Raw genomic sequence first — 26,687 nt, forward strand, 5'->3', positions numbered from 1 at the left:
GAACGCATGGCTAATATTTTTGAGCAGGGTTTAGAACGCAACCCAGCGAACTTCACTCCGATTACCCCACTATTATTTCTTGAGCGATCAGCTGAAGTGTATCCAGATCGCTTGGCAATTATTCATGGCAAGCTACGTCAGACTTGGAGTCAGACCTATGATCGTTGCCGTCGCCTAGCAAGCGCTCTACAAAAGCATGGTATTGGCTTGGGAGACACTGTTGCAGTGATGTTGCCCAATACGCCACCAATGGTTGAAGCACATTTCGGAATTCCGATGGCTGGAGCAGTGTTAAATGCTCTGAATACACGCCTTGATCCAGAGTCAGTTGCCTTTATGTTGAATCACGGTGAAGCAAAAGTGGTGATCGTAGATCCTGAGTTCTCAGGGGTGATGAAAAAAGCCCTTGAGCTTGCTAAACAAGAAAGTGGTCGCGAGTTCCTAGTCATTGATGTCGAGGAAAAAGAATTTGATGTTCCTGGTGAAAAACTGGGCAAATTAACCTATGAAAAGCTCTTATCTGAGGGCGATCCTCAGTTCGCTTGGCAAGTCCCCGCGGATGAATGGCAAGCTATTTGCCTGAACTACACCTCGGGAACTACGGGCAATCCAAAAGGGGTCGTGTATCACCATCGTGGTGCGGCGATTAATGCGGTATCGAATATTCTGGACTGGGATATTAATAAGCATCCTACCTACCTTTGGACCCTTCCGATGTTCCATTGCAATGGCTGGTGTTTCCCGTGGACAGTAGCAGCGCGGGCCGGCATTAATGTTTGCCTGCGTCGTGTGGATGCGCAACATATTTTTGCTGCCATTAAAGAACACAATGTCACTCATTACTGCGCGGCTCCGATTGTGCATAACCTGTTAGTGAATGCTCCTGATGAATTAAAAGAGGGCGTGCCTACAGGTGTCAAAGGCTTGATCGCAGGTGCTGCGCCTCCAGCCTCGATTATTGAAGGCATGGAAAATCTAGGTTTCGATCTAACGCACGTTTACGGCCTAACTGAAGTCTATGGCCCTGCAGCGGTCTGCGTTAAGCAAGATGAATGGAATGACCTTGATATCGGCGAGAGAGCCCGCCTGAATGCACGCCAAGGCGTTCGTTATCACATGCAGCAGGCGATTGCCGTACTTGATCCTGAAACTCTCGAGCCTGTGCCTGCTGATGGCGAGACGATGGGCGAGATTATGTTTAAGGGCAATATCGCTATGAAGGGCTACCTGAAAAATGAGAAGGCCACCAAAGAGGCCTTTGAGGGTGGCTGGTTTCATTCGGGAGATTTGGCTGTGATGAATCCCGATGGCTATGTAAAGATGAAGGATCGCAGTAAGGACATCATCATTTCTGGCGGAGAAAATATTTCCTCTGTAGAGGTGGAAGACGTTCTGTATCGCCACCCAGCAGTAATAGCTGCAGCGGTGGTTGCGAAGCCCGATCCTAAGTGGGGTGAGACGCCTTGCGCCTTCTTGGAAATCAAGCCAGGTATGGAGGTGACGCCAGCCGACATCATTGCTCATTGTAAGCAGCATCTGGCTGGTTTTAAGGTGCCAAGGGCAATTGTGTTTTGCGAGCTACCAAAGACCTCTACTGGCAAGATCCAGAAGTTTGAGCTTCGCAAGCAGGCGGGCTCAGCTTCAGCAATCGATGTCTAGCCTTAGGCATCGCTAGGCGGATAAAATAGAAGAGTTACTCAAAAATAGAGAATCAAGCATGAAAATCTTAGTAGCAGTGAAGCGCGTTGTTGATTACAACGTGAAAATACGAGTGAAATCAGATAAGTCTGGTGTCGATCTGGCTAACGTCAAAATGAGTATGAATCCTTTTGATGAAATCGCAGTAGAGGAAGCGGTTCGCTTAAAAGAGGCGGGCGTCGCCACCGAGGTGGTCGTCGTTTCTGCTGGCCCTACTCAGTGTCAAGAAACGCTGCGTACCGCTTTAGCGATTGGTGCCGATCGTGCGATCTTGGTAGAAACCGATGCTGAGCTACAGCCTTTAGCTGTTGCGAAAATTCTCAAAGCGCTTTCTGAAAAAGAGCAAGCCCAGATTGTTATCTTGGGTAAGCAGGCGATTGATGATGATAGTAATCAAACTGGTCAAATGTTGGCGAGTCTGCTAGATATTCCACAAGCGACTTTTGCTTCCAAAGTGGTGGTTGCTGATGGTAAAGCGAGTGTGACGCGCGAGGTAGATGGCGGCTTAGAAACCATCGCGATCACTTTGCCCGCAGTCATTACAACCGACTTGCGTTTAAATGAGCCACGTTATGTAACTTTGCCAAACATCATGAAAGCCAAGAAGAAGACCTTGGATATTGTCAAACCTGAGGAGCTCGGTGTTGATATTGCCCCTCGTCTCAAAACCCTCAAAGTAGAGGAGCCGCCAAAACGCTCTGCTGGCGTGATGGTGGCAGATGTAGCGGCCTTGGTAGATAAACTTAAAAATGAAGCGAAGGTAATTTAAATGGCCGCACTCGTTATTGCTGAACATGACAATATTTCCTTAAAAGCAGCTACGCTCAACGCGGTAGCTGCTGCTCTGCAGTGCTCCCCTGAGGTGGATGTGTTGGTTGCTGGTAGCGGCGCTGATGCCGTTGCTTCTGCCGCCGCTCAAATTGCTGGGGTGCGCAAAGTGATTCAGGTGGATGCGGCGTCTCTGGCTGATCAACTTGCTGAACCATTGGCCGCTCAAGTTGTAGCGATCGCTGGTGGCTACAGTCACATCTTGGCGCCAGCCACCGCGAATGGCAAAAATGTATTGCCACGTATCGCAGCGAAGTTAGATGTTGCTCAGTTATCTGACATTACTAAAGTGATTAGTGCCGATACTTTCGAGCGTCCGATTTATGCGGGTAATGCGATTGCTACTGTGCAATCTGCAGACCCAGTTAAAGTAATTACCGTTCGAACAACTGGCTTTGATCCAGTTGCCGCAAATGGTGGCTCAGCTGCAGTGGAAAAACAAGCGGCTATTGAGGTTTCTGGTAAATCTTCTTTCGTGGGTCGCGAGCTTACTAAGTCAGATCGTCCGGAGTTGACTGCTGCCAAGATTATTGTTTCTGGCGGTCGTGGCTTAGGCTCTGGTGAGAAATATCAAGAGATCGTTGTACCCCTCGCTGATAAGCTGGGTGCCGCTCTAGGTGCCTCACGTGCGGCAGTGGATGCTGGTTATGTCCCTAATGACTATCAAGTTGGTCAGACCGGTAAGATCGTTGCCCCACAGCTTTATATTGCTGTTGGTATCTCGGGCGCGATCCAACATCTAGCTGGTATGAAAGACTCTAAAGTAATCGTAGCGATTAACAAAGATCCTGAAGCTCCGATCTTTAGTGTGGCGGATTACGGCTTGGTAGCGGACTTAAATACCGCTGTTCCTGAGCTGACTAACTTACTCGGTTAAAACCTGTCGAAGGCACTTCTTCAATTACCCCATCTCTGATCTATAGGAATACTTATGCCGTACGTAGCCCCAGTAAAAGACATGCTATTTGTGATGAACGAACTAGCGGGGCTATCGGAGGTTGTTTCCTATCCCTCTTATGCTGAGGCTGGTGCCGATGTCGATTTAGCCCCAGCGATTCTGGAAGAGTCTGCTAAATTTAATCAAGATGTTGTAGCGCCACTAAATTGGTCAAGCGATCAAAATCCTAGCTCACTAAAAGACGGTGTTGTCACAACCGCTCCAGGCTTTAAAGCGGCCTTTGAGCAATTTGCTGCAGCGGGTTGGCAGGGTGTTGTACACCCTGCAGAATTTGGCGGCCAAGGCTTGCCGAAGCTCATTGCCACTGCTTGCTTTGAGATGGTTCACTCCGCAAGCCTGTCATTTGCTTTGTGCCCGATGCTGACCGATGGTGCGATTGAGGCTCTCCTGACCGCAGCAAGCCCTGAGCTGCAAGAGCGCTACGTACCCAAAATGATTTCTGGGGAGTGGACTGGATCCATGTGTCTCACGGAGCCTCAAGCAGGCTCTGACTTATCGATGGTGCGCTCCCGCGCATTGCCTGAAGCGGATGGCACCTATAAAATTTTCGGTACCAAAATCTACATTACCTACGGCGAGCACGATATGGCAAAGAATATTGCCCATCTCGTATTGGCGAGAACGCCAGATGCGCCAGAAGGCGTGAAGGGCATCTCTTTATTTGTGGTGCCTAAGTTTTTGGTAAATGCGGATGGTTCGCTTGGTGCGCGTAATGATGTTCACTGCGTCTCAATTGAGCATAAGCTTGGTATTAAGGCTAGCCCAACCGCGGTCCTGCAATTTGGCGATCATGGTGGCGCAACTGGCTACTTGGTAGGCGAAGAAAATCGCGGCCTAGAATATATGTTTGTCATGATGAATGCAGCTCGCTTTGCGGTTGGCATGCAGGGGATTGCGGTTGCAGAGCGTGCATATCAAAAAGCAGTGCAGTATGCAAAAGATCGAGTTCAGAGTCGTGACCTGGCGGGTTCACCAGGCCCAGTAGCAATCATTCATCAGCCTGATGTCAAGCGGATGTTGATGACGATGCGGGGTTATATTGAGGCCTCTAGAGCCTTGGCGTATTACGCTGCTGCTGCTTACGATGCTCAGCATGCATCTCCTGACGAAACGGCCCGTAAGCAGAACCAAGCGGTTTATGAGTTTCTGGTGCCGATTGTGAAAGGCTTCTCGACTGAGATGTCGATAGAGGTTGCAAGCTTGGGTGTTCAAGTGCATGGGGGTATGGGTTTCATTGAAGAGACGGGCGCGGCACAGCACTATCGTGATGCTCGCATTCTGACGATCTATGAAGGCACTACCGCTATTCAGGCAAATGATTTAATTGGTAGAAAAACAGTTCGTGACGGCGGCGCTACTGCAAAGCTATTCTCAGAGAAAATCCAGCAAACTGAAAAAGATCTGGCCAGTAGCGGCACTGCAGATGCAAAAGCAGTATTGAAGCAATTGACGCCAGCACGGATTGCCTTTGAATCGACTGTTGCATATATTGTGGCGAATGCAAAGACAGATATCAAAGCAGTCTATGCAGGCAGCTTTGCTTACTTACGTTTATGTGGTCTGGCATTGGGAGCATGGCAAATGGCACGCGCTTTATTGGCGGCACAAGAGTTACGCGCAGGCGACCCCAATTTCTATGACGCCAAAATTGCTACAGCGCGCTTCTTTGCGGAGAATCTATTGCCACAGTCTCAGGCTCTGGCAACTTCGATCTTAGAGAGCGGTCAATCTACTAATGCGCTGACAGTGGAGCAGTTTTAAGATTTAAAAAACTGTCACCGCTCATCAAAAAGCTATCCGCATTATTGGGATAGCTTTTTTGCTTCCTGAAGTTGCGAGATGAAGAATTGTTCAAAGGCAATGGCTAAGAACGTCATCATCACGCCAGCGCCTAACACCAAAGAAAAGATCACGGTCAACACAACAGGCCAGCCTGATTTGGTGGCTCTACTTGGATCTAAAGTTGGGTTAAATTGGGCATCCCACTTTTCATCAGCACGTAGGCCATAGGCAATGGTGGTTAACCAACTTGCTTCGAGGGTAATGAGGCCGAAGGTAACTAGAACCCAGCCTGGGGCAGAGTGGAAGTGCGCTTCTTTGAGAATGAACCAACCGGCGATTCCACCAACAAATGACAGTAGTTGTGCCCAGCCCCAAAAGGATTTCAATCCTTGCAAATAAAAACAGTTAAATCCAGTTCCTGGAAAAAATAATCCGAGTGAGCAGAATAGGAGTTTGTATTTTTTCATTCAGACTTTCAGTGATGAACTTATCTTGTAGTGGTGCGATATTTTATTTTGTTGAATTACTTTTTTGCATAAAGCTGAGGACTTCTCGATCCGCGCCAATCATCAGGAGTTGATCGCCGTTGCGAACAAGTGTCCTGTAATCAGCTAGCTCGTAGAGAAAGTCATTTTCTAGCTCCATGCGTTGTGGCGCGCAAGCCATCTTCGTACTGGCGATTTGATCTAGGGTAAAGCCTCTGGCATCTTCTGTAATACGTGCGGTAAAGCGATTGCAGCCCGTAGACCCGCTAACTCGCTCAGCATTAGCGTCAAAAATGATTTGGATTGGATTGCTATTGTCGCCTTGAGGAATTTGACGAGCGCGCACCTCGCCTCTAGCATTTGGGGCAAGGTTCCAGCGAACTAGCTCCCATTTTGTGTTCCGGAATTCACTGCTAGGAGGGCTAACCTTCGCGTTACAGGGTGGGATGATGTTGGCGCAGGCCGTCAAAAAGCTCAATCCAAGGCAAGAAAAAGTCAGAAATAAGCTGTTTAGAGCACTTTTAGAGGGTCTGAAATTCGAGATTTTAAGAGGCATATTTCTGTAAGTTACTGTTTTTAATAATTATTTTATGATTGACTGCATTCTATTCTACTGTTGAAGCCAAATAGGGGAGCGCTTAAATAGGTGGATCAAGTAGGGGTTTTCGTCTAGAATATGAGGTTTTCCGCTATACCGTGCATTTGTTTTGTTAATTTGCGCAGTTAGCTGAAGCCCAGGATTTTGTAGTAATTTCATTGGGTTGTAATCAACCTGTTTTCATTTTAGATTTTAAGGAATAAGTATGGTCGTCATTCGACTGGCACGCGGCGGTTCAAAGAAGCGCCCTTTTTATAGCATCGTGGCTACAGACAAGCGCAATCGTCGCGACTCGAACTTTATTGAGCGTATTGGTTACTTCAATCCACAGGCAGCAGCGACTGAGCAAGCAATGCGTATCGCTCAAGATCGTTTGACCTATTGGACTGGTGTTGGCGCTCAGATCTCTCCAACAGTAGTTCGTTTGATCAAAAACAATCCTGCAGTCTAAAGACTTCAAATCCAAAGACTTTGTCTTAGTGATGAAGTCTTTGGCAGCAGAATTTACTTGTAGTGTTATTTGGGGAGTTGAGGTGGTTTCAATATGAATAAACCTTCCCTAGATGATTTGATTGAGCTTGGCGCAGTCCAGGATGCTCAAGGCTTACAGGGTCAGATTAAGGTTCGTCCTCATTCCTCAGATCCAGTAGCCCTCTTATCTAGCAAAGAACTTTGGCTGTCTCTCATTCCTAGGCGGAGTGCGGGTGTCGCTGCGTCTCATGAGCAGGCTTCATTAAAGCTGTATAAGGTGAAGCAGGCGAAGATGCATAGTGGCACCGTGGTGATTGCCTTGGACGGCATTACTGATCGTGATCAAGCTGAAGCTTTAAAAGGCGCTCGTATCTTGGTTGCTCGCAATGCATTTCCAAAAGCAGAGAGTGATAGTTATTACTGGGTTGATCTCATTGGTTGTAAAGCAATCAATCTTCAGGGCGAAAGTCTGGGTGAAGTAATTGACATTAACGACAACGGCGCTCATGGAATTATTTCTCTTGGTGACCCAGAAACTAAAGTAGCGAAACAGTTGGTACCCTTCGTAAAAGAAGCGGTACAAAACGTTGATTTGCCTAACAGGCTGATTGCACTGGATTGGCAGTCCGACTGGTAATTTCAATCGTCATTGATCTTCAATTTCCAATATGCGCTTTGATGTAGTCACCTTATTTCCTGAAATGTTCTCTGCTTTGACGCAATGGGGCATTACTGGGCGTGCCTGTGAGCAAGGCCTTGCTAGTGTGAACCTCTGGAATCCTCGAGATTATTGCCTTGATCCTCGTAAAACTGTAGACGACCGTGCTTATGGCGGCGGTCCTGGCATGGTCATGATGGCTAAACCATTGGAAGATACGATATCTGCCCTTAAATTAGCTCATCAGACCCAAAACATCGTCTCTGGCCCTATTTGCCTCTTAGCTCCTCAAGGAGAGGTCTTTTCTCAGAAGCTAGCGACAGATATCCTCAATTACGGAAATTTAACTTTTGTTTGCGGTCGATACGAGGCTGTAGACCAGCGTTTTATCGATCGAAATGTGGATTTACAGCTTTCTATGGGCGATTTTGTGGTTTCTGGTGGGGAATTGCCTGCTATGACCATGATGGATGCAGTCATTCGTCTCATTCCTGGGGCCTTAGGGGATGGTGAATCTGCCGTTCAAGACAGCTTTATGAATGGCCTTTTGGACTATCCGCACTACACCCGCCCTGAAATATATGAAAATTTATCTGTCCCAGACGTGCTTTTGGGCGGACATCACGCTAAAATAGCGGATTGGCGTCGGCAGCAGTCTTTAAAGCTGACGCTAAGGCTCAGACCTGATTTAATTAAATCAGCAAGAGCTAATGGGTTGCTAAGTAAAGAAGATGAGCAATTTCTTCGAACGCTGTAAGTAATTATGGTTTTGAATGAAGTGGTTTGTGTCTTGATTTAGTGAAATGGTTTTAACTGCATCCTCTGTCTGGTCCGTTGATGAAAGTCTCGGGATAAAACGCTGACAAGATGTTTAAGGATTAATAATGAATTTGATCGAAAAAATTGAGCAAGAAGAAATTGCTCGCCTAAGTGCTAACAAAGCGCTTCCTACATTTGCTCCTGGCGACACAGTAGTTGTTGGTGTAAACGTAGTTGAAGGTACACGTAAGCGTACCCAGGCCTTTGAAGGTGTTGTGATTGCCAAGCGCAATCGTGGACTGAATTCCAGCTTTATCGTTCGCAAGATTTCATCTGGCGAAGGTGTAGAGCGTACATTCCAAACTTACTCACCATTGATCGCTAGCATTGAAGTGAAGCGTCGCGGTGATGTACGTCGCGCGAAGCTGTACTACTTGCGTGATCGTTCTGGTAAGTCTGCACGTATTAAAGAAAAACTTCCTGCGCGCAAAGTTAAAGTAGTTGCTGAGACAGTAGCGTAATCAGGTTTGCTTTAATCCAAAAAGAAGGCGGCCTTGGCTGCCTTTTTTATTATCCTAAAATAAGCTCATGCCAAAAAATCCTAAACCCCAAGAGCATAGGCTAAGCGTTGCTGTGCCTGCGGGTTTCGACGCGCAAGCTATTCCAATTCATGAGGTGTGTGAGCACCAGGTCAAGGTAGCTAAGCATGCATTAGACCCATCCTCTCTGAGGAATAGATTTCTGAACCCCCCTGTGTGGCAGCCAGAGATTACTGATGAGAATCGACATGTGATAGCCGCAGACATTATTGCTAGGCGTCAGGTGGCTGGGAAGATAACCCGTGCAGCAGTGTTAATCCCTTTGCTGCTGAGGGAGGAGGGCTTATCTGTCTTGCTAACGCAGAGGACGGATCATTTGCATGATCATGCTGGTCAAATCAGCTTTCCAGGCGGGCGCATTGATCCGGGGGATGTTAATCCTGATGACACTGCTTTGCGGGAGAGCGAAGAGGAGATTGGGCTTGATCGAGCTGCTGTGGAGATCATTGGCCATTTACCCCAGTATTTAACCGTTTCGGGCTATAGTGTTACGCCAGTTGTGGGATTGGTAAAACCTCAGGCAGAATATGTCTTAGATGCTTTTGAAGTGGCAGATGTTTTTGAAGTGCCTTTACATTTTTTAATGGATCCAGCTAATCATCAAGTGCGGGTCTGGGAGAGTGATCAGGGTGGTCGTCGGTTTTATTCAATGCCCTATGAAAATCGTTTTATCTGGGGTGCTACTGCGGGTATGTTGCGTAACCTTTATCATTTATTAAAAGTATGACTTTCTTTTCTATTCTCTTCGCCCTCATTGCTGAGCAATATCGCCCAGTAACCTCGACCCATTGGATCGCGCGCATGAGCGCTCGCTGGTTAGATTGGGTCGCCGGCGAATTCGGCGGTAAGACTGAACAAGGTGCAAGTCCTGTTGGCGCGCGTATGGCGTGCCTGGTTGCCTTTATATTGCCAACGTTCCTAGTATTCGTGATCTATGTTGTCTTCATGGTGACGTATCCGATCTTAGGTTTTTTGTGGAACGTTTTAATCGCGTATTTATTTTTTGGCTTTCGCCAATTTAGCCATTCCTTTACCGCAGTACATGAAGCGATTGCAAATCATGACTTGCCGGCAGCTCGCCAGGCATTAACCGAATGGTATGGCCCTGAATTAGATGCTTCCAATCTCACTGAGACTGAAGTGATTTCACTTGCCTTAGAGCGCGCCATCATCGGCTCCCATCATCATGTATTTGGTGTCTTATTTTGGTTCTTAATGCCAATGGGACCTGCAGGCGTGGTGCTATATCGCTTAGCTGACACTGCCGCTCAGCGCTGGTCTGAAAAAGGTGACTTTAATTTAAGTGAGGCCGCACGTCATTTCTTTTACGTATTAGATTGGGTACCTGCACGCATCACAGCAATGGGCTTTGCGATTGTCGGTAACTTTGAGGGCGCTGTTTATGCATGGCGTTACCTGACTGGTAAATGGTCTGATTCTTTGTCAGCGGTGATCTTGGCGTCAGGAAGTGGCGCCTTAGGTGTTCGGCTTGGTGAGCCTATGAGCGAGCCTGATAGTGATGAAGCTTTACGTATGGCTGAAGCTGGTGAGCCCGTGGTTTACGAAGTGGGTCTTGAGCCAAATGAGCGCACCATGCGCTCTGCAATTGGTTTGGTTTGGCGCCTCGTTATCGCTTGGATGGCTTTATTGCTAATGCTGACCATCGCTCTTTGGCTTGGCTAATTCCCTGAATCTGCGTATCGGCGGTCTTTGAGTCGGAACGCAATTGCCTAAATAGCGCCAGTCTTTCTGGCGCTATTTCATTTCTGTCGACGGCTTCTCGTATTGCGCAATCAGGTTCTGACTGGTGCGCGCAGTTATGAAAGCGACACTTGCCCAGTAAGTCATGAAACTCTCTAAAGGCATGCTCTAGTTCGCTAACGGACATGTGAGCTAAGCCAAACTCCTGAAAGCCTGGAGAATCAATTAAAGCACCCAATTTGCCACTGGCATCACGTCCCCAAGCCTCAGGTAGCTCAAAGTAGCGGCAAGCAGTGGTGGTGTGTTTGCCGGTATCTAAGCGTACTGAATACTCTTGAGTGATGGCTGCCGCATTGGGAACCCAGGCATTCAGTAAGCTAGATTTGCCCATACCGGATTGACCTACAAACACTGAAACTTTGCCGCAAATAGCAGGGCGTAAGGCCTCTATAGAGGCTTCATCAAACTTGGCTGATACCTCGGTAACGGGATAGCCCATGCGTGCGTAGGGCGCAATAATTTTGCGGGCATGTTCTAAGTTATCCTTGAGATCACACTTATTCAGAAGAATGTGTAAACCAATTTGATTGGTCTCTGCGGCAACCACGGCCCTACCCAAAAGATCTGGAGAGAAGGCGGGTTGCGTGGCGAGGACTACCAAAATTTGATCCACATTTGAGGCAATCAACTTGCTCTTAAAGGCATCGGAGCGATAGAGTAAGTTTTCCCTTGGCTCGATGCGAATAATGCGCGCTTGATCCGCGGAGGTCATCTCTAGCAACATCCGATCCCCCACTGCGCCAATGTGCTGCTTAGCTGGCGTGCTCACCTGAATTAATTCACCAACAGGGGATTCATTACCGCGCTCATCTTTTACTAAGCGCTGCGCTAGATAATGCCTTCCATAGGAGGCAGTAAGTAGCGCATGAAATTGTTCCATTAGTTCAAATACCTCTTAGCTAAATCGCTTGAGATTAGCGATGCGCAATGGAGCGGGTGGATGTGAACTGTAAAAAGCGGTATAGATTGGGTCTGGTGTCAAGGTAGAAGCATTGTCCTGATAGAGCTTGACTAGGGCGGAGATCAAATCTGGTGCGGAAGATTTATCCGCAGCAAAGCCATCAGCCTCGTATTCATGTTTGCGTGAGGCTAGGCTAGATAGTGGAGTTAGGAAGAAGCTAAATACGGGGGATACCAGCATAAAGAGTGCCAAAGCCAGACCGCCGTTATAGCCATTAGGGTTGGGCATCACACCAAGATCACTATAGAACCAAGCTTGAGTACTAATCCATCCCAAGAGTGCAAAGGTAGCGAAGCTCAAAGCAAAAGAAACTAATAAGCGTTTGCGGATATGGTTGCACTTATAGTGACCGAGCTCATGAGCTAGTACAGCCTCTACTTCGCCAGGATTGAGTTTCTCAATCAAGGTATCAAAAAATACAATGCGTTTAGCTTTGCCCATCCCGGCAAAAAATGCATTGCCATGCGCACTGCGTTTGCCGCCATCCATTACGAAGAGTCCTTGGCTTGCGAAATCACAGCGGCGTAACAAGGCTTCGATTTGTGTCTTGAGTGGCCCGTCTTCGAGAGCTTGAAACTTATTAAAAATGGGTGCGATAAAGGTTGGGAATATCCACTGCATCAAGAGACTGAAAGCAGTCAGAACACCCCAAGCCCAAAGCCACCAAAGATCACCTGCCTGAGCCATGAGGCTCAGAATGACCCAGAGGAGGGGAACGCCAATTGCGCTGCCAACACCAATGCCTTTAAACATGTCGGCAAAGAATAATTTCTTATTCATACGATTAAAACCAAAGCGCTCTTCTAGATAAAACTGCTTATACCAAGAGAAGGGGAGGTCAATGATTCCGGAGATGAGCACAATCGATACAAGTAAAGCAATTTGCTGCGCAATGCCTTCACCCAATAGTTGCAGAAGGGCGATGTTCAGAATCTGCAGGCCGCCCAAGAGTGTGAAGCCGATCAAAATAATAGCGCTGACACCATTCTCTAAAATACCCAGACGCAGTTTGGCGATCGTATAGTCGGCAGCCTTTTGATGATCCGCCAAAGAGATCTGAGAGGCGAACTCGGCAGGCACTACATCACGGTTGATAGCGACGTGACGAATTTGGCGTTGGGATAACCAGTGGCGTAGACCAAAGCTGGCGATGAAGGCGATTAGAAAAACAATTGTGAATGTCATGAGATGATTATAGATATGAGTGAAAAAACAGTTACCCCAGCAGCAAAGACGGCGCCAGCCAATGAACACCTCATTTGGGTGGACATGGAGATGTCAGGCCTAGACCCTGAAAAAGAGCGGATTTTGGAAATTGCCGTGATCGTGACTGATGCCCATCTCAATACCATCGCCACGGCCCCTGTTTGGGTAATTCACCAGGATGACTCCTTGCTTGATGCGATGGATGCATGGAATAAGGGCACTCACGGACGCTCTGGCCTCATTGATAAGGTCAAGGCATCAACAACCGATGAGTCGACCGCTGAAGCGGAATGTATTGCTTTCCTAAAGAAATACATCAAACCAGGGATTGCGCCGATGTGTGGCAACACGATTGGTCAAGATCGTCGCTTTATGGCGAAGTACATGCCAAAACTAGAGGCATTCTTTCATTATCGGAATATTGACGTTTCCACTCTCAAGGAGCTTTGCAAACGCTGGCATCCCGAGTTGGTAAAGGGCTTTACTAAAAAACAAGCGCATACCGCTTTGGCAGATATTGAAGAATCTATTGAAGAGCTTAAGTACTACCGAGACAAGTTTATTGTGCCTTTGCCGGAGTAATTTTGGTGCGCTTAATAAGAAACAGGGTCTAGTAATAGACCCTTTTTGTATTTCTCAAAATGAATGCTTACCTTATTTCTTGATCGCGCTTTTCGGCCTAAAAGCCTTGACGATGGCTTCATCGGTTTCTATGTAAGGGCCACCGATCAGATCAATGCAGTAGGGAACGGCGGCAAAGATACCTGGAACAATCGACTTGCCCTCGACATCCTTTAAGCCCTCAAGTGTTTCTTTAATGGATTTGGGTTGACCTGGCAAATTAATGACAAGGGCAGCATGTCCTTCGATTTCTCGTAAAACAGCAGTTTGACGGGATAAAATCCCTGTGGGGACAAAGCGCAGGCTAATTTGACGCATTTGCTCGCCAAATCCAGGCATTTCCCGGGTTCCTGCATCCTTTGTGGCCTCAGGGGTGACATCCCGTCGAGAAGGCCCTGTACCGCCTGTGGTGAGGACTAGATCGCAACCAAGATCATCAGTCAGCTCCACGATCGTTTCAGTAATGATCTCGCGCTCATCCGCAATGAGGCGCTCATGAAAGACGCAGGGGGTGCTAATAGCGGTCTGTAACCACAATTGCAGGGCAGGAATGCCCTCATCGGTATAAACACCCTTGCTTGCTCGATCTGAGATCGAAATCAGACCAATTTTGATTTCATTGGGGGTGGATCTTTTCCAGGCTTCGGTATGCTTCATGTTTCTATTCTAGCTATTATTAGGGCATGTTTACATACTCATCAAATCAGTTTCAAGAAATCATTGATTTCATGCTCACGGAGGCTAAGAGGCGGGGCGCCTCGGATGCTGTGGCAGAAGTTTCCGAGGGGCAAGGTCTTTCGGTCACTGTCCGTAAGGGCGAGGTTGAGACCATAGAGCAAAGCTTGGACAAGCAGGTTGGCGTTACAGTCTTTTTAGGTCACCGTCGCGGCAACGCTAGTACCAGTGATTTCTCTAAGGAATCTCTTAAGGCTACGGTTGAGGCTGCGTACCATATTGCTCAACATACAGCGGAAGATCTTTGTGCTGGCCCAGCTGAAAAAGAACTCCTTGAGAAACATCCGCTGGACTTAGATTTATTTCATCCGTGGGATTTGGATTCTGCGACAGCTATCGATATTGCACGTACTGCTGAAGGCGCTGCCTTTGCGGTCAGTAAGCAAATTCAAAATAGTGATGGTGCTTCAGTATCAGCACATCATGCGCATTTTATGATGGGGACAAGTCACGGCTTTATGGGCGGCTACCCATTCTCACGCCACTATATTTCGTGCGCACCGATTGCAAATGAAGGTGGCAAAAAGTCACTCATGCAACGTGATGATTGGTATTCCAGTTCACGTATCCCTGAAGAGTTGGCTGATCCCGCAGCGATTGGAAAGTACGCTGCAGAACGCGCACTCTCACGCCTCAAGGCGAAATCATTAACTACTCGACGCTGCCCAGTCATTTTCGAGGCCCCCTTAGCCGCTGGCCTGCTGGGCGGACTAGTGCAGGCGGTATCTGGTGGAGCTTTGTATCGTCGCTCCAGTTTTCTATTGGATAGCTTAGGTAAGCAAGTATTACCAAAGCACATCAGTCTCTTTGAAAATCCCCATCTAAAGTCGATGACAGGAAGTGCGCCATTTGATGAAGAGGGTGTGAAGACAACCGCAAGGACGGTAGTGGATAAAGGTGTTTTACAAGGCTATTTCTTATCCACCTATTCCGCCAGAAAACTCGGTATGAAAACCACCGGCAATGCTGGCGGCTCTCATCATCTGACATTACAGAGTCGCAAGACGCCTCAAGGTGGATTGCCAGCACTCTTAAAAGAAATGGGCACCGGCCTTCTTGTTACTGAGCTTATGGGGCAGGGAGTGAACTACGTTACAGGCGATTACTCACGTGGCGCTTTTGGTTATTGGGTTGAGAACGGTGAGATCCAGTATCCAGTAGAGGGCATTACGATTGCTAGTAACCTGCGCGATATGTTGATGGATATTCAGATGATTGGTAGTGATTCATTGATCCGTGGAACTAAAGAAACGGGCTCCATTCTTATTGGATCCATGACTGTTGGTGGAAAGTAAAGTAGCAATACCCTAAAGATACAGAGAACATCAATAAGAAAACAAAGAAACTATTTTGGAGGAGAGAAAGATGCAAAGACGTTCCTTTTTAAAGAAAGCCACTATCGGTGCAGGTGTAGCAGCATTGGCTGCCCCCTCTATTGCACAGAGCCTTCCAACGCTCAACTGGCGTTTGGTCTCTAGCTTTCCCAAATCACTAGATACTTTATTTGGCACCCCAGAAGTATTTGCTAATGCTTTGCGCAAAGCAACGGATGGCAAGTTCAATGTCAAAGTATTTGCTGCGGGCGAAGTAGTTCCAGCTTTGCAAGTGTTAGATGCAGTTCAGAACGGTACGGTAGAGTGCGGGCATACTGCCAGCTACTATTACTTGGGTAAGAACAGCGCCTTTATTTTTGACACAGCCGCACCTTTTGGGATGACCGCACGCCAGCAATCCGCGTGGATGTTGCACGGGAATGGCATGAAGCTTATGCGTGAGCTTTACGCCAGCTACAACATCGTGAACTTCTTGGGTGGACAAACTGGTACTCAGATGGGCGGATGGTTTCGTAAAGAGATCAAGTCTCCCGAAGATCTCAAGGGGCTTAAATTCCGCATTGCTGGTTTTGCTGGGCAGGTATTGGCGAAGTTAGGTGTGGTGCCACAACAGTTGCCCGCTGGTGAAATTTATTCAGCATTAGAAAAAGGCACGATTGATGCCGCTGAATTTGTTGGTCCATACGATGATGAGAAATTAGGCTTAGCTAAAGTAGCCAAAAACTATTACTACCCAGCATTCTGGGAGGGCGCAGCTGGACTCTCATTCTTGGTCAATAAGAAGCAGTGGGATTCTTTGCCGCCAGCGTATCAAGCGGCATGGGAAGCGGCTTGCTTTGAGGCGCATACCGATATGTGCGCCAAGTACGATGCCTTGAACCCGCCCGCATTACAGCGCCTCATTCAGAGTGGTGCGGTATTGCGCAAGTTCAACACCTCGGTATTGGATGCTTGCTTTAAGGCAGCTCAGCAAACCTATGCCGAAGAGTCTGCTAAGAATCCACAGTTCAAGAAAATCTTCGAGGACTATCGTGTTTTCAGAAACATGGAAGCGCAGTGGTTTAACGTAGCTGAACAGGCGTTTGCTCAGTATAGTTTTGCGAAGAAGCTCTGATACTGAGGGCTTAGACGATAGATTAGAAAAGCGCTCTGAAGAGCCCTTTATCTTTTACATGCTGAACGCTGGACTACTGTCGTTCAAGGGTAACGAAGCTAAAAGTAATGTCGCCCTCTGAGGCTGGAGCGCGCTCCACCTCTTTCCATTCGGATGGGCTGGGAACCTTAAAGAAGGTATCGCCACCTTCTACATCAATATCAATCTCCGTGATGTAAAGACGATCGGCCTTCGGGAATGCTTGAGTAAATAATTGCTCGCCACCAATAACAAATACGCGGGGAAACTCACTCAAAGTGGCAAGTGCTGTATCAAGTGAGTTAACTACTTCTGCGCCAGTCAACTGGAGATCGGAATTTCGACTCACCACGATATTGCGGCGTCCTGGCAGAGGGCGGCCAATGGATTCCCAAGTTTTGCGCCCCATGATGACTGGATAGCCCATGGTTACTTTTTTAAAGAACTGCAAGTCTGCGGAAATTTTCCAAGGCATTTGATTGTCACGACCAATCACGTGATTACGTGAGCGGGCAACGATCATGGAGATAGCGGGGTGGTTAGCTGCGGTCATGGGCGATCCAATTTCTTAAACAGCTACAGGAGCTTTAATGGCTGGATGAGATTCATAGCCAGCGATTTCAAAATCTTCGAATTCATAATCAAAGATGGAGTCTGGCTTGCGCAAAATATTCAACTTAGGTAGCGGGAAGAACTCTCTCGATAGTTGAAGATCGACTTGCTCTAAATGATTGCTATAGAGATGACAATCACCACCAGTCCAGACAAAGTCACCCACTTCTAAATTGCACTGTTGCGCCATCATATGGGTCAGCAGCGCATAGCTAGCGATATTGAAAGGTACGCCCAAGAAGATATCGGCACTACGCTGATAGAGCTGACAGGAAAGCTTGCCATCGGCTACATAAAACTGAAAGAAAGCATGGCAAGGCGCTAAGGCCATACGGGGAATATCTGCCACGTTCCATGCGGAAACAATAATGCGACGTGAGTCTGGATTCTTTTTTAGGGTCTCTACGACTTCAGCAATCTGATCAATATGCTCACCATTCGGTGCGGGCCATGAACGCCACTGGTAACCGTAAATTGGCCCTAGATCACCATCAGGTGCTGCCCATTCATTCCAAATGGAAACACCACGCTCTTTGAGCCAGTTGTTATCAGTGCTACCTTTGAGAAACCAGAGTAATTCCAGAATGATGGACTTGAGATGGAGCTTCTTGGTAGTCACCATTGGGAAGCCTTCAGCCAAATTGAAGCGCATCTGATGGCCAAAGATAGAGATAGTGCCAGTCCCAGTTCTATCAGACTTTTGGACGCCCTTTTCGAGGACTTCCTTCATGAGGTTGTGATATTGACGCATAGGTTTATTTAGCTAAAGAATTCAGTGATATGGAGAGCTTACTCGAATGTCGGTGGGCTTACCCCGAGTGCTTTATGAAGCTTTGGGGAGGTAGTGGTGTATTGCAGTTGAATCTGCTTTTCTGGCGCCAGGTAGGCTGCCGCAGCAAAGGCCGCTAAGGCCGCCTCGTGAAAGCCAGACAAAATCAGTTTTTTCTTGCCTGGGTAGATGTTGATATCACCTACAGCGTAAATACCAGGCGTACTCGTTTGAAAGCAGGCAGTATCTACAGCAATTTGTTTGCGATCAATATCTAAACCCCAGTCAGCGATTGGACCCAATTTCGGGGAGAGGCCGTAAAAGAGTAAGAGTGCATCTAAGCCAAGCATCTGAATTTCACCATCAATATTGGTGACGGCAATTTCAGTGAGCTTGTCATTAGATGATTCAAGACCCGTAATTTGTCCGATGATGAGTTGCATCTCACCAGCGGCACAAAGGGCGCGCATCTTTGCAACTGATTGAGGTGCCGCTTTGAACTCATCTCTACGGTGGATGAGCGTCACACTTGCTGCCTTGTCGGCAAAATGTAATGCCCAATCTAAGGCAGAATCTCCGCCACCACAAATCACTATGCGCTTACCATTAAATTGTTCAGGATTTCTGACGCGATAGAAGACTTGTTTATCTACAAAAGTTTCGATCCCATCCAGATTCAGTGTGCGTGGTTGAAATGCGCCAACACCTGCGGCGATAAAAATAGCTTTACTCAAAAATTGCTGATCTTGGGATGTGCGAATCAGAAAGCGGCCGTCAGTCTGTTTCTCAAGGGTAGAGACCTCTTGATTTAAATGGAACTGCGGCTTGAACGGCTCTATTTGTTTTAGTAGGTTGCCAACTAATTCGCGACCAGTACAAACTGGAATTGCCGGAATGTCGTAGATCGGCTTATCTGGATAGAGCTCAATGCATTGACCACCTACTTCTGGAAGTGAGTCAATAACATGGGCTTTAATGTCTAGGAGTCCAAGCTCGAAGACTTGGAAGAGCCCCACCGGACCGGCGCCAATAATGACTGCATCGGTTTCAATGGGGGAGTGCAATTTACTTTACCAGTTGGTCAAGTTTATTTTTAACGTCTTTCCACTCTTCAGCTTCTGGCAATGCCGCTTTAGATTTAGTGATGGATGTCCATGAAGGTGACAACTCCGCATTCAATTTAATGAAAGCTTGTTGATCTCCCGGCACATCATCTTCCGCATAAATCGCATTGACTGGGCACTCGGGCACGCAGACCGCGCAATCGATACATTCGTCTGGATCGATTACTAAAAAGTTGGGGCCTTCGCGAAAACAATCGACTGGACAGACATCAACGCAATCGGTGTATTTGCAACGGATACAGGCTTCGGTAACAACGTAAGTCATGATGGTTTACAGGTAGGGCGCGCCAATGAATCGAGCGCCAAGTTATAAAAACCCAATTTTAGCCGAATCAAGCTGTTTTTCAGATAAAAGGGTCAATTTACTTGAGGTAAAGTCACGTTATGAACACTCCAGCGAATACTTCTCCACATTCCCCTAAACCCAAGATTTTGGTCGCAAGAGCCATATTTCCTGAGGCGCTAGCCAAACTGGAAGAATCCTTTGAGGTGAGAACAAACCAGTCAGACAAAATCTTTACCCCTGACGAGCTCCAAAAGGCCCTTTCAGAGGTGCAGGGCGCCCTTGTAGCTGGAAGTGAGCGGATTGATGCTACCGCTCTCTCGCAGGCTAAAGAGTTAAAGGTGGTTGCCAATATTTCTGTGGGCTATAACAATTTTGATGTCCCAGCGATTACTGCTGCTGGTGTCATGGCTACTAATACCCCTGATGTTCTTACGGATACAACTGCTGATTTTGGCTTTGCTTTATTAATGGCAACTGCTAGACGCATTACAGAATCCGAGCATTGGGTAAGGGCTGGTAAGTGGGAGCAATGGTCAATTGTGAATAACCCACTTGGCATGGATTTGCATCACAGTACAGTCGGCATTATTGGCATGGGTCGCATTGGCCAAGGTATTGCTAAACGTGCCTTAGGTTTTGGAATGAAAGTGATTTATCACAACCGCAGTCATCTCTCAGATGCTGACGAAAAAGCCTGTGGTGCAAGTTATGTTTCCAAAGAAGAATTACTTCGCACTGCCGATCATGTTGTTTTGGTGCTTCCGTATACCGCCCAAAATCATCATACGATTGGCGCTCCAGAAATCGCGCTGATGAAGCCGACTGCAACCCTGATTAATATTGCTCGTGGTGGCATTGTGGATGATCTTGCGTTAGCCCAAGCATTGCAAAGTGGCAAGATATTTGCAGCTGGCTTAGATGTTTTTGAAGGTGAGCCTCAAGTGCATCCAGAGTTACTCAAGTGCTGCAACATTGTATTGGCTCCACATATTGCAAGTGCTACAGAAAAAACTCGTAGAGCGATGGTGGATCTTGCGATTGAAAATTTACGAGCAGCGCTTGATGGAAAGAAACCACCAAGCTTGATTAATGCTGAAACGTTTCAGAATTAATCAGCTTCCACTTCTTCTGGGAGTTCTCTAAGGGCGAGTTCGATTCCGCCAAATTTACCTGCGACCCAGTTGTAAACTTTGCAAGCAATCCAGAGCAAAGCAAAGCCTAGCAAGGCATTGAGAATCAAGGCGGAGAGTACGGTAAAGCCAGGAATGGCACCGTCACGGATGAAGGCTACAAATAAGGCCAACAACACAATCGGAACAGAGAAACAGAGATAAACCAAAACCAGGGTTTTGGCGGTATGCATTGGATCTACGAAGGCGATTTCTTTTTTGGTGAGTTTCATGAGGGACAATCTTAAAGCAGTCCGTCGAAAAGCGCCACATCTAACCAGTCACCAGCGGCCACATTTCCTTGTTCGTGAGGCAGAATAACAAAGCAATTTGCCTCGCTCATGGATCGCAAAATTCCAGCGCCTTGGCTGCCAGTCAATTTGACTGTTGGCTTTCCATCTTGACCACGCCCCAAAATAGCGCGCTGAAATTCTGTCCGACCAGGTTTTTTCCGAATGGGCGTCTCGGCAATAGCTTGAGTCATCGGTGGCTCAGTCTGGCTGGCCCCGTTGAGTTGCAGTAAAGCGGAGCGGACAAATTGGTAGAAAGTCACCATGACTGCTACTGGGTTGCCAGGCAAGCCAAAGAAGAGGGTTTTGCGATTAGATCCCTGAACTGGCTTCAACATTCCAAAGGCCATCGGGCGACCTGGGCGCATAGCGATTTTCCAAAAGCCAACGTCACCTAGTTCTTGCATGATTTGCTTGGTAAAGTCAGCTTCACCAACAGAGACGCCACCAGAGGAAATCAGAACATCTGCTTTGGAAGCCGCATCTATAAAGGCGGCTTTGAGTGATGCGGGGTCATCGCGCACAATTCCGCAGTCAATGATGTCTAAATTGAGACGATTGAGTAGGCCAGTAAGGCTATAGCGATTGCTGTCATAAATACTGCCAGTATCCAAAGGCTGCCCTAGGGAGCGTAATTCGTCTCCAGAAGAGAGAATAGCAACCTTCAGTCTACGATGCACCTTGAGGCTGGCAATACCCAGTGAGGCTGCTAAACCTAGATCAGAGGGGCGCAATAAACGACCGGCGGCAACAGCAGCTTTACCAATTTGCAAATCTTCGCCACGCAAGCGGCGGTTTTCTCCGCGCTTTACTTGATTTTGCTTAAAGCCTATCGTTGACTCATTTGCAAATTCAGTAAATTCTTGAGGGATGACGGTATCGCAGTCATGAGGCATTAGGGCGCCGGTCATGATCTTGAGACACTCGTCAGGACCAACATCACCAATATATGGCTTACCAGCGTAAGCGGTGCCAACCACTTTCAGGGTGATGACATCTTCGCTATTGCCCAGGCATTCACCATGAAAAGCAAAGCCATCCATGGCAGAGTTATCAGCAGCAGGAACATCAATTGGCGAGAGGAGGTCTTCTGCCAGGATGCGGTTGATCGCTTGATCCAAGGTGACGGACTCAATGTTGCCCGCACTATTGAGCTTATGAGACTCTTCGATTAATTCATTGACGAGATTAGAGATAGCCTTGCGAGCTTCATCAACATGGAGTGAAGCGGTCAATAGAATGGGGCTATTCGGAGAGTGTTGAATTAAATCCGTCATGACGATACTTTTTCTAGGGCAGTTAGCTCTTCTGGCGTATTCACATTGGCAAATGCTTGAGCGTTTTCAAATATGACGGTGCCAGAGCGCAATTCTTTAAACCAACGATCAATCTTCAGATCCCCTTTACTTAAAAAGGCATCCAAAGAATCTTGCAGACTATTTTTCATTAAACAGAAAACGGGTTGGGACCAAATCTTTCCGTCAGCCTCTTTTGAGGAGGCAAAGACAAGCTCTAAGTTATTGTCTTCAAGTTCGACTGCCATTTTTTCCGCAAGATCCATTGGTAGCAAAGGAGAGTCGCAAGGTGATGTCAACAAGTAAGGTGTTTTGCAATGCTTGATACCGATAGAGAAACCAGCCAGCGGGCCAGAGAAATCAGGAGTTTGGTCCATGAGAACGGGGTAGCCATAGTGCGCATATTTTGTAATGCTACGGTTAGCATTAATCAGAATGGTGCTGACTTGAGGTTTTAGCCGAGTGATGGTGGATTCAATCATGGGCTTGCCGTGAAACGGAATCAAGCCTTTATCAATGCCACCCATTCGTTGCGCGCGTCCGCCCGCCAAAATGAGTCCAGTAATTTGATTTGCAGTAATCATCAGCCGCCGATGTAAGACATCTCTACCTTTCGAATACTAGTAGCCACTGTATTAGATCCCCGAATTTCTGAATAGTGATCATTGCGTCCTGACCAGGTCGACATAATAGCGTTAGCGATTTCTAAATCACTTCTGCCTGAGCGCAGTAGAGTCTTAAAGTCAAAACCTTCGTTTGCGAATAAGCAAAGATAGAGCTGACCGTCGGTGGAGATTCGTGCACGGGTGCATTCATGGCAGAAGGTTTGTGTAACGCTGGAAATAAAGCCAATTTCACCGGAACCATCAACATAGCGCCAGCGCTGAGCTACTTCACCAGGATAGTTGGCCTCAATAGGTTCTATTGGAAAGATAGCGTTAATGCGATTGGCAACTTCTTGGGAGGGAAGTACTTGAGACATGTCCCAGCCATTGGAGCTGCCCACATCCATAAATTCAATAAAGCGAAGTGTGACACCGCTACCTTTAAAGTGCTTGGCCATGCCAATAATTTCTTGATCGTTTGTGCCCTTCTTAACGACCATATTGACTTTGAGGTTGGTGAAGCCCGCTTCTTGAGCTGCAGCAATTCCATCGAGCACATCGGTTACAGGAAAGTCGACATCATTCATTTTTTTGAAGATCTCATCATTGAGACCATCAAGACTAATAGTCAGGCGCTGAAGACCGGCTGCTTTTAATGCGACTGCCTTCTTACGCAAAATACTGCCATTGGTAGTTAGCGTGAGATCAAGAGCTTGATCTGTCGTGGTGCGAATCTTGGCAAGCATCTCAATGAGTACTTCCAGATTTTTGCGGAGCAAGGGCTCACCACCAGTAAGGCGAATTTTTTCTACGCCTAGACTTGCAAAGATTGTTGTTAAGCGAGTGATTTCTTCGAAGCTGAGTAATTCATTGTGAGAGAGGTAGGGATAGTTCTTGTCGAAGATTTCCTTAGGCATGCAGTAGGTGCAGCGGAAATTACAACGATCGGTTACTGAAATTCGTAAATCGCGAAGTGGGCGTCCACGAGTATCTTTAGTTAAGGCATTCGGAGTAACAAGCTGTCCTGGAATGGACGGCGTGAGGCCCCTGCCTTCATCTAAACGTATTGGGATTACTTTTTCAACCATATCTAATTATGGCTGTGAAACGGTGTTTCTGCCAAACTGCCAAATATCCTTGTGGGATAAATAGCAGTCTGGAGAAATTGGTTTAAACCGTTTTTTCTTGGCCGCCGGTTTCAACTAAAACCATGGGGCCATTTTGCAAGCTAACAGGAGCCTTAGGCGTTCTGCCCATAGTTAGGATCTCTGGCTCAGCTTTGATTTGTGATTGCGCTTCTTGATGCTTGCTAGCATCCGTCGCTACCCAGACCATACCTGCAGACTGAACTACGCTATGCAAAGGAGTCTCTTCAAGCGCCTGGAAGGCAACTTTAGGAAGCTCAGGCATCGGTTTAGCGATCACTTCAATCGTAGCTACTGCTGCTTGCGCAGCCTGCGGAGCAGGAGCTGCGGCAGTGTTGCTAGAGCGATTACTTTGACGCGGTGCGCGTTGTTCTCTTGGTTCTCTCGGTTCACGTGGTGCACGCTCTTTCACCTCGCTAGAAGCTACAGGCGCAATGGTGTTTCCAAAGCTTTGAGCAATATTCTGAATTGGCATAGAGGAAGATGCTCCTCCCATACCTACTGGCGGGCCTGAGAATGAAGTTGCTACAGCGACAACGGAAGCAATCGCTGCATCACCATTCGACTCGGTACGCTCGCCACGTTGACCACGACCACGACCGCGACGATTGCGACCACGACCGCGACGCTCTTCACCTTCTGCGCTAGGAGCCACATCAGTTCCAGGCGCAGCTTCAGTTGCTGGAGTTACTGCAGCTTGATTTTCTGGTTTTGGATTTTGAGTGTTCTGGTTGCGATTGCTGTTATTGCGGTTGCGACCATCTTGACGACCTCTACCAGCACCTGCCTCGCGTGGAGCACTCGCACCTTCGGCACTAGCAGCTGCACCTTCTGTTGCTGGGCGTTCACCACGATCGTTACGTTCACCGCGACGACCACGATTACGATTGTTGCTGTTGCGGCTATTTTGATTGCGACCACGTGGTGCGCTAGGAGCAGTCTTCACCTCTGGTGCAGGCTCCGAAGAGAAGAGGCTCTTGATAAATCCAAAGAATCCACCACCGCTAGTAGTTTCAGCTTTCGCTTTTTCAGCACGTGCAGGACGTGGTTGACTTACTGGCGCTGGTGCGTTTGGTGTAATACCTTTGACTGCTGCTTCAGGACGCACTTTAACCTCAGCATCTTTACGGCTTACAGCGGTATCAGTTTCCAATTCAGCAGCAGCTTCTTCGGCCATCACATAACTAGCCTTTTGATCGTCAAGACGTGGATCATCATGACGTAACCGCTCAAGCTTGTAATGTGGCGTTTCTAAATGCTTGTTCGGAATCATCAAGACATTGACTTTGAAGCGTGTCTCAATCTTGATTACTTCGGCACGCTTCTCATTGAGCAAGAATGCAGCCACTTCGACTGGAACTTGTGAATGAATAGCAGCAGTATTTTCTTTCATTGCCTCTTCTTGGATGATGCGCAAGACTTGCAATGCGGATGATTCGGTGTCGCGGATATGGCCAGTGCCGTTACAACGTGGGCAGGTGACGTGGCTACCTTCGGAGAGGGCAGGGCGTAAACGCTGGCGTGACATTTCCATCAAACCAAACTTGGAGATCTTGCCCATTTGAACGCGTGCACGGTCATGACGCAAAGCATCGCGAAGACGATTCTCAACATCTTTTTGCGCCTTACTCGATTCCATATCAATGAAGTCGATCACGATCAAGCCACCCAAGTCACGTAAACGTGCTTGACGAGCGATTTCATCGGCAGCTTCTAAGTTGGTGCGAGTGGCAGTCTCTTCAATGTCAGAGCCACGAGTAGCGCGTGCAGAGTTGACGTCTACTGAAACCAAAGCTTCAGTATGGTCAATCACGATTGCGCCGCCAGAAGGTAGTGGCACGGTACGTGAATATGCGGTTTCAATCTGATGCTCAATCTGGAAGCGGGAGAACAATGGAACATCGTCCTGGTAGCGCTTCACTCTTGGCAAGTTATCGGGCATAACTACGGACATAAATGCCGCAGCTTGCTCATAAATATCATCGGTATCAATGAGGATCTCGCCGATATCAGGCTGGAAGTAATCGCGAATCGCGCGGATCACTAAGCTAGATTCGAGGTAGATCAATAAAGGCGCTGAATTGCCTTTAGCGGCTTCATCAATCGCTGTCCAGAGCTGCATGAGGTAACTTAAGTCCCACTGCAATTCTGTGGCGTCACGGCCAATACCGGCTGTACGAGCAATGATGCTCATGCCATCGGGTACTTGTAGTTGAGACATCGCTTCACGGAGTTCTTGACGGTCTTCGCCTTCAATGCGACGAGAAACACCGCCTCCACGTGGATTATTTGGCATCAATACCAAATAGCGACCTGCTAGGGAGACAAAAGAAGTGAGGGCGGCGCCTTTTTGGCCACGCTCTTCTTTTTCTACCTGAACAATAATTTCTTGGCCTTCACGCAACGCTTCTTTGATTGAGGCATTACGGACATCAATGCCTTCTTTAAAGTAGGTGCGGGCAACTTCTTTAAATGGCAGGAAGCCATGGCGTTCTTCGCCGTAATTTACAAAGCAAGCTTCGAGCGAGGGCTCAATGCGGGTAATAACACCTTTGTAAATATTGCCTTTACGTTGTTCACGACCGGCAGCTTCGATATCGATATCGATGAGTTTTTGACCATCGACGATGGCAACTCGCAACTCTTCTTGTTGAGTTGCATTAAATAACATGCGTTTCATAACACTCTCCTATTGGGAGTGCGTCGTTGCGCGCTGCGTTAGGGGACAAGTTAAATACCGCTTGGGGCCATAGCCCATTGGCGGATTGGAGTGTGGATCAAGCAAATCCAGGCATTTATTGCCTAG

General features: G+C 47.6%; 28 protein-coding genes. 14 read left to right on the forward strand and 14 right to left on the reverse strand.

What is annotated here, in order from left to right; genetic code table 11:
- The first annotated feature begins 6 nt into the window (after nt 1-6).
- From ICN42_RS08445 to ICN42_RS08460, 4 genes are read left to right on the forward strand one after another with little or no spacing between them, the layout of a single operon-like run.
- A complete protein-coding gene (locus tag ICN42_RS08445; protein ID WP_216253381.1) occupies nt 7-1,659 on the forward strand; it encodes an acyl-CoA synthetase in 1,653 nt (550 codons plus the stop codon).
- 58 nt (nt 1,660-1,717) lie between these two features.
- Nucleotides 1,718-2,467, forward strand: coding sequence for an electron transfer flavoprotein subunit beta/FixA family protein (locus ICN42_RS08450; protein ID WP_216253382.1), 750 nt, complete (start codon nt 1,718-1,720; stop codon nt 2,465-2,467).
- Nucleotides 2,468-3,403, forward strand: a complete 936-nt coding sequence (locus ICN42_RS08455) for an electron transfer flavoprotein subunit alpha/FixB family protein (RefSeq protein WP_216253384.1) — start codon at nt 2,468-2,470, stop codon at nt 3,401-3,403.
- Between the two features lie 54 nt (nt 3,404-3,457).
- The gene (locus ICN42_RS08460; RefSeq protein WP_216253386.1) at nt 3,458-5,245 is read left to right on the forward strand and encodes an acyl-CoA dehydrogenase; all 1,788 of its coding nucleotides are present in this window, start codon (nt 3,458-3,460) and stop codon (nt 5,243-5,245) included.
- 41 nt (nt 5,246-5,286) lie between these two features.
- On the opposite strand, the gene ICN42_RS08465 is transcribed toward ICN42_RS08460, so the two are convergent.
- Nucleotides 5,287-5,733, reverse strand: coding sequence for a hypothetical protein (locus tag ICN42_RS08465; RefSeq protein ID WP_216253388.1), 447 nt, complete (start codon nt 5,731-5,733; stop codon nt 5,287-5,289).
- A 43-nt stretch (nt 5,734-5,776) separates the two neighbouring features.
- On the reverse strand, nt 5,777-6,307 hold the full coding sequence (locus tag ICN42_RS08470) for an META domain-containing protein (protein WP_216253390.1): 531 nt from the start codon (nt 6,305-6,307) through the stop codon (nt 5,777-5,779).
- A 247-nt stretch (nt 6,308-6,554) separates the two neighbouring features.
- On the opposite strand from ICN42_RS08470, the gene rpsP reads away from it, so the two are divergent.
- From rpsP to ICN42_RS08500, 6 genes are all read left to right on the forward strand, one after another.
- Nucleotides 6,555-6,800 (forward strand): 30S ribosomal protein S16, encoded by a 246-nt coding sequence (gene rpsP, locus ICN42_RS08475; RefSeq protein WP_011902362.1) that lies wholly within the window; start codon nt 6,555-6,557, stop codon nt 6,798-6,800.
- Between the two features lie 93 nt (nt 6,801-6,893).
- Nucleotides 6,894-7,457, forward strand: a complete 564-nt coding sequence (rimM, locus tag ICN42_RS08480) for a ribosome maturation factor RimM (protein WP_216253393.1) — start codon at nt 6,894-6,896, stop codon at nt 7,455-7,457.
- Nucleotides 7,458-7,488: 31 nt separating this feature from the next.
- The gene (trmD, locus tag ICN42_RS08485; protein WP_216253395.1) at nt 7,489-8,235 is read left to right on the forward strand and encodes a tRNA (guanosine(37)-N1)-methyltransferase TrmD; all 747 of its coding nucleotides are present in this window, start codon (nt 7,489-7,491) and stop codon (nt 8,233-8,235) included.
- Nucleotides 8,236-8,362: 127 nt separating this feature from the next.
- Nucleotides 8,363-8,758: a 50S ribosomal protein L19 gene (gene rplS / locus ICN42_RS08490; RefSeq protein WP_216253397.1), complete on the forward strand. Its 396-nt coding sequence runs from the start codon at nt 8,363-8,365 to the stop codon at nt 8,756-8,758.
- A 67-nt stretch (nt 8,759-8,825) separates the two neighbouring features.
- The gene (locus tag ICN42_RS08495) at nt 8,826-9,563 is read left to right on the forward strand and encodes a CoA pyrophosphatase (RefSeq protein ID WP_216253398.1); all 738 of its coding nucleotides are present in this window, start codon (nt 8,826-8,828) and stop codon (nt 9,561-9,563) included.
- Complete coding sequence (locus ICN42_RS08500; RefSeq protein WP_216253400.1) at nt 9,560-10,519, forward strand: CobD/CbiB family protein; 960 nt, start codon at nt 9,560-9,562, stop codon at nt 10,517-10,519. Before ICN42_RS08495 ends, ICN42_RS08500 begins: the two co-directional genes overlap by 4 nt.
- Here ICN42_RS08500 and rsgA read toward each other — a convergent pair.
- Both rsgA and ICN42_RS08510 read right to left on the reverse strand, forming a co-directional pair.
- A complete protein-coding gene (rsgA, locus tag ICN42_RS08505) occupies nt 10,464-11,477 on the reverse strand; it encodes a ribosome small subunit-dependent GTPase A (RefSeq protein WP_216253402.1) in 1,014 nt (337 codons plus the stop codon). The two genes, ICN42_RS08500 and rsgA, sit on opposite strands and share 56 nt — an antisense overlap.
- Nucleotides 11,478-11,492: 15 nt before the next feature.
- Entirely contained in the window at nt 11,493-12,743 is a 1,251-nt protein-coding gene (locus ICN42_RS08510) for a M48 family metallopeptidase (RefSeq protein WP_216253404.1), read from the reverse strand.
- Between the two features lie 15 nt (nt 12,744-12,758).
- Between ICN42_RS08510 and orn the strand changes: the two genes are divergently transcribed.
- Complete coding sequence (gene orn / locus ICN42_RS08515) at nt 12,759-13,346, forward strand: oligoribonuclease (protein ID WP_216253406.1); 588 nt, start codon at nt 12,759-12,761, stop codon at nt 13,344-13,346.
- A 72-nt stretch (nt 13,347-13,418) separates the two neighbouring features.
- Here orn and mog read toward each other — a convergent pair whose 3' ends face one another.
- Nucleotides 13,419-14,042 (reverse strand): molybdopterin adenylyltransferase, encoded by a 624-nt coding sequence (mog, locus tag ICN42_RS08520; RefSeq protein WP_216253410.1) that lies wholly within the window; start codon nt 14,040-14,042, stop codon nt 13,419-13,421.
- A gap of 26 nt (nt 14,043-14,068) precedes the next feature.
- Here mog and pmbA point away from each other — a divergent pair, with 26 nt between their 5' ends.
- Both pmbA and ICN42_RS08530 read left to right on the forward strand, forming a co-directional pair.
- A complete protein-coding gene (gene pmbA / locus ICN42_RS08525; RefSeq protein ID WP_216253412.1) occupies nt 14,069-15,415 on the forward strand; it encodes a metalloprotease PmbA in 1,347 nt (448 codons plus the stop codon).
- Between the two features lie 70 nt (nt 15,416-15,485).
- Nucleotides 15,486-16,568 (forward strand): TRAP transporter substrate-binding protein, encoded by a 1,083-nt coding sequence (locus tag ICN42_RS08530; RefSeq protein WP_216253413.1) that lies wholly within the window; start codon nt 15,486-15,488, stop codon nt 16,566-16,568.
- 73 nt (nt 16,569-16,641) lie between these two features.
- Here ICN42_RS08530 and ICN42_RS08535 read toward each other — a convergent pair whose 3' ends face one another.
- From ICN42_RS08535 to fdxA, 4 genes are read right to left on the reverse strand one after another with little or no spacing between them, the layout of a single operon-like run.
- On the reverse strand, nt 16,642-17,139 hold the full coding sequence (locus ICN42_RS08535; protein WP_216253415.1) for a dihydrofolate reductase: 498 nt from the start codon (nt 17,137-17,139) through the stop codon (nt 16,642-16,644).
- Between the two features lie 15 nt (nt 17,140-17,154).
- Nucleotides 17,155-17,949 carry a thymidylate synthase gene (locus ICN42_RS08540; protein WP_216253417.1) on the reverse strand — a complete coding sequence of 265 codons (795 nt, stop codon included), beginning with the start codon at nt 17,947-17,949 and terminating at the stop codon, nt 17,155-17,157.
- 38 nt (nt 17,950-17,987) lie between these two features.
- Nucleotides 17,988-19,031: an NAD(P)/FAD-dependent oxidoreductase gene (locus tag ICN42_RS08545; protein ID WP_216253420.1), complete on the reverse strand. Its 1,044-nt coding sequence runs from the start codon at nt 19,029-19,031 to the stop codon at nt 17,988-17,990.
- 1 nt (nt 19,032) lies between these two features.
- Nucleotides 19,033-19,356 (reverse strand): ferredoxin FdxA, encoded by a 324-nt coding sequence (fdxA, locus tag ICN42_RS08550; RefSeq protein ID WP_041485149.1) that lies wholly within the window; start codon nt 19,354-19,356, stop codon nt 19,033-19,035.
- Nucleotides 19,357-19,475: 119 nt separating this feature from the next.
- On the opposite strand from fdxA, the gene ICN42_RS08555 reads away from it, so the two are divergent.
- On the forward strand, nt 19,476-20,489 hold the full coding sequence (locus ICN42_RS08555; RefSeq protein WP_216253422.1) for a D-glycerate dehydrogenase: 1,014 nt from the start codon (nt 19,476-19,478) through the stop codon (nt 20,487-20,489).
- Here ICN42_RS08555 and ICN42_RS08560 read toward each other — a convergent pair.
- The 5 genes from ICN42_RS08560 to ICN42_RS08580 all read right to left on the reverse strand — a co-directional run bounded on the left by ICN42_RS08560 (nt 20,486) and on the right by ICN42_RS08580 (nt 26,561).
- Nucleotides 20,486-20,779, reverse strand: coding sequence for a hypothetical protein (locus ICN42_RS08560; RefSeq protein WP_216253424.1), 294 nt, complete (start codon nt 20,777-20,779; stop codon nt 20,486-20,488). The two genes, ICN42_RS08555 and ICN42_RS08560, sit on opposite strands and share 4 nt — an antisense overlap.
- 11 nt (nt 20,780-20,790) lie before the next feature.
- Nucleotides 20,791-22,113, reverse strand: coding sequence for a gephyrin-like molybdotransferase Glp (glp, locus tag ICN42_RS08565; RefSeq protein WP_216253426.1), 1,323 nt, complete (start codon nt 22,111-22,113; stop codon nt 20,791-20,793).
- Nucleotides 22,110-22,715, reverse strand: coding sequence for a molybdenum cofactor guanylyltransferase MobA (gene mobA, locus ICN42_RS08570; RefSeq protein ID WP_216253428.1), 606 nt, complete (start codon nt 22,713-22,715; stop codon nt 22,110-22,112). Before mobA ends, glp begins: the two co-directional genes overlap by 4 nt.
- A complete protein-coding gene (gene moaA, locus ICN42_RS08575) occupies nt 22,715-23,824 on the reverse strand; it encodes a GTP 3',8-cyclase MoaA (RefSeq protein ID WP_216253430.1) in 1,110 nt (369 codons plus the stop codon). The genes mobA and moaA overlap by 1 nt, the downstream gene beginning before the upstream one ends.
- Before the next feature lie 82 nt (nt 23,825-23,906).
- Nucleotides 23,907-26,561, reverse strand: a complete 2,655-nt coding sequence (locus ICN42_RS08580; RefSeq protein ID WP_216253432.1) for an Rne/Rng family ribonuclease — start codon at nt 26,559-26,561, stop codon at nt 23,907-23,909.
- Between the last annotated feature and the right edge of the window lie 126 nt (nt 26,562-26,687).

The sequence above is a fragment of the Polynucleobacter sp. 71A-WALBACH genome (assembly GCF_018882365.1).
GTDB lineage: Bacteria > Pseudomonadota > Gammaproteobacteria > Burkholderiales > Burkholderiaceae > Polynucleobacter.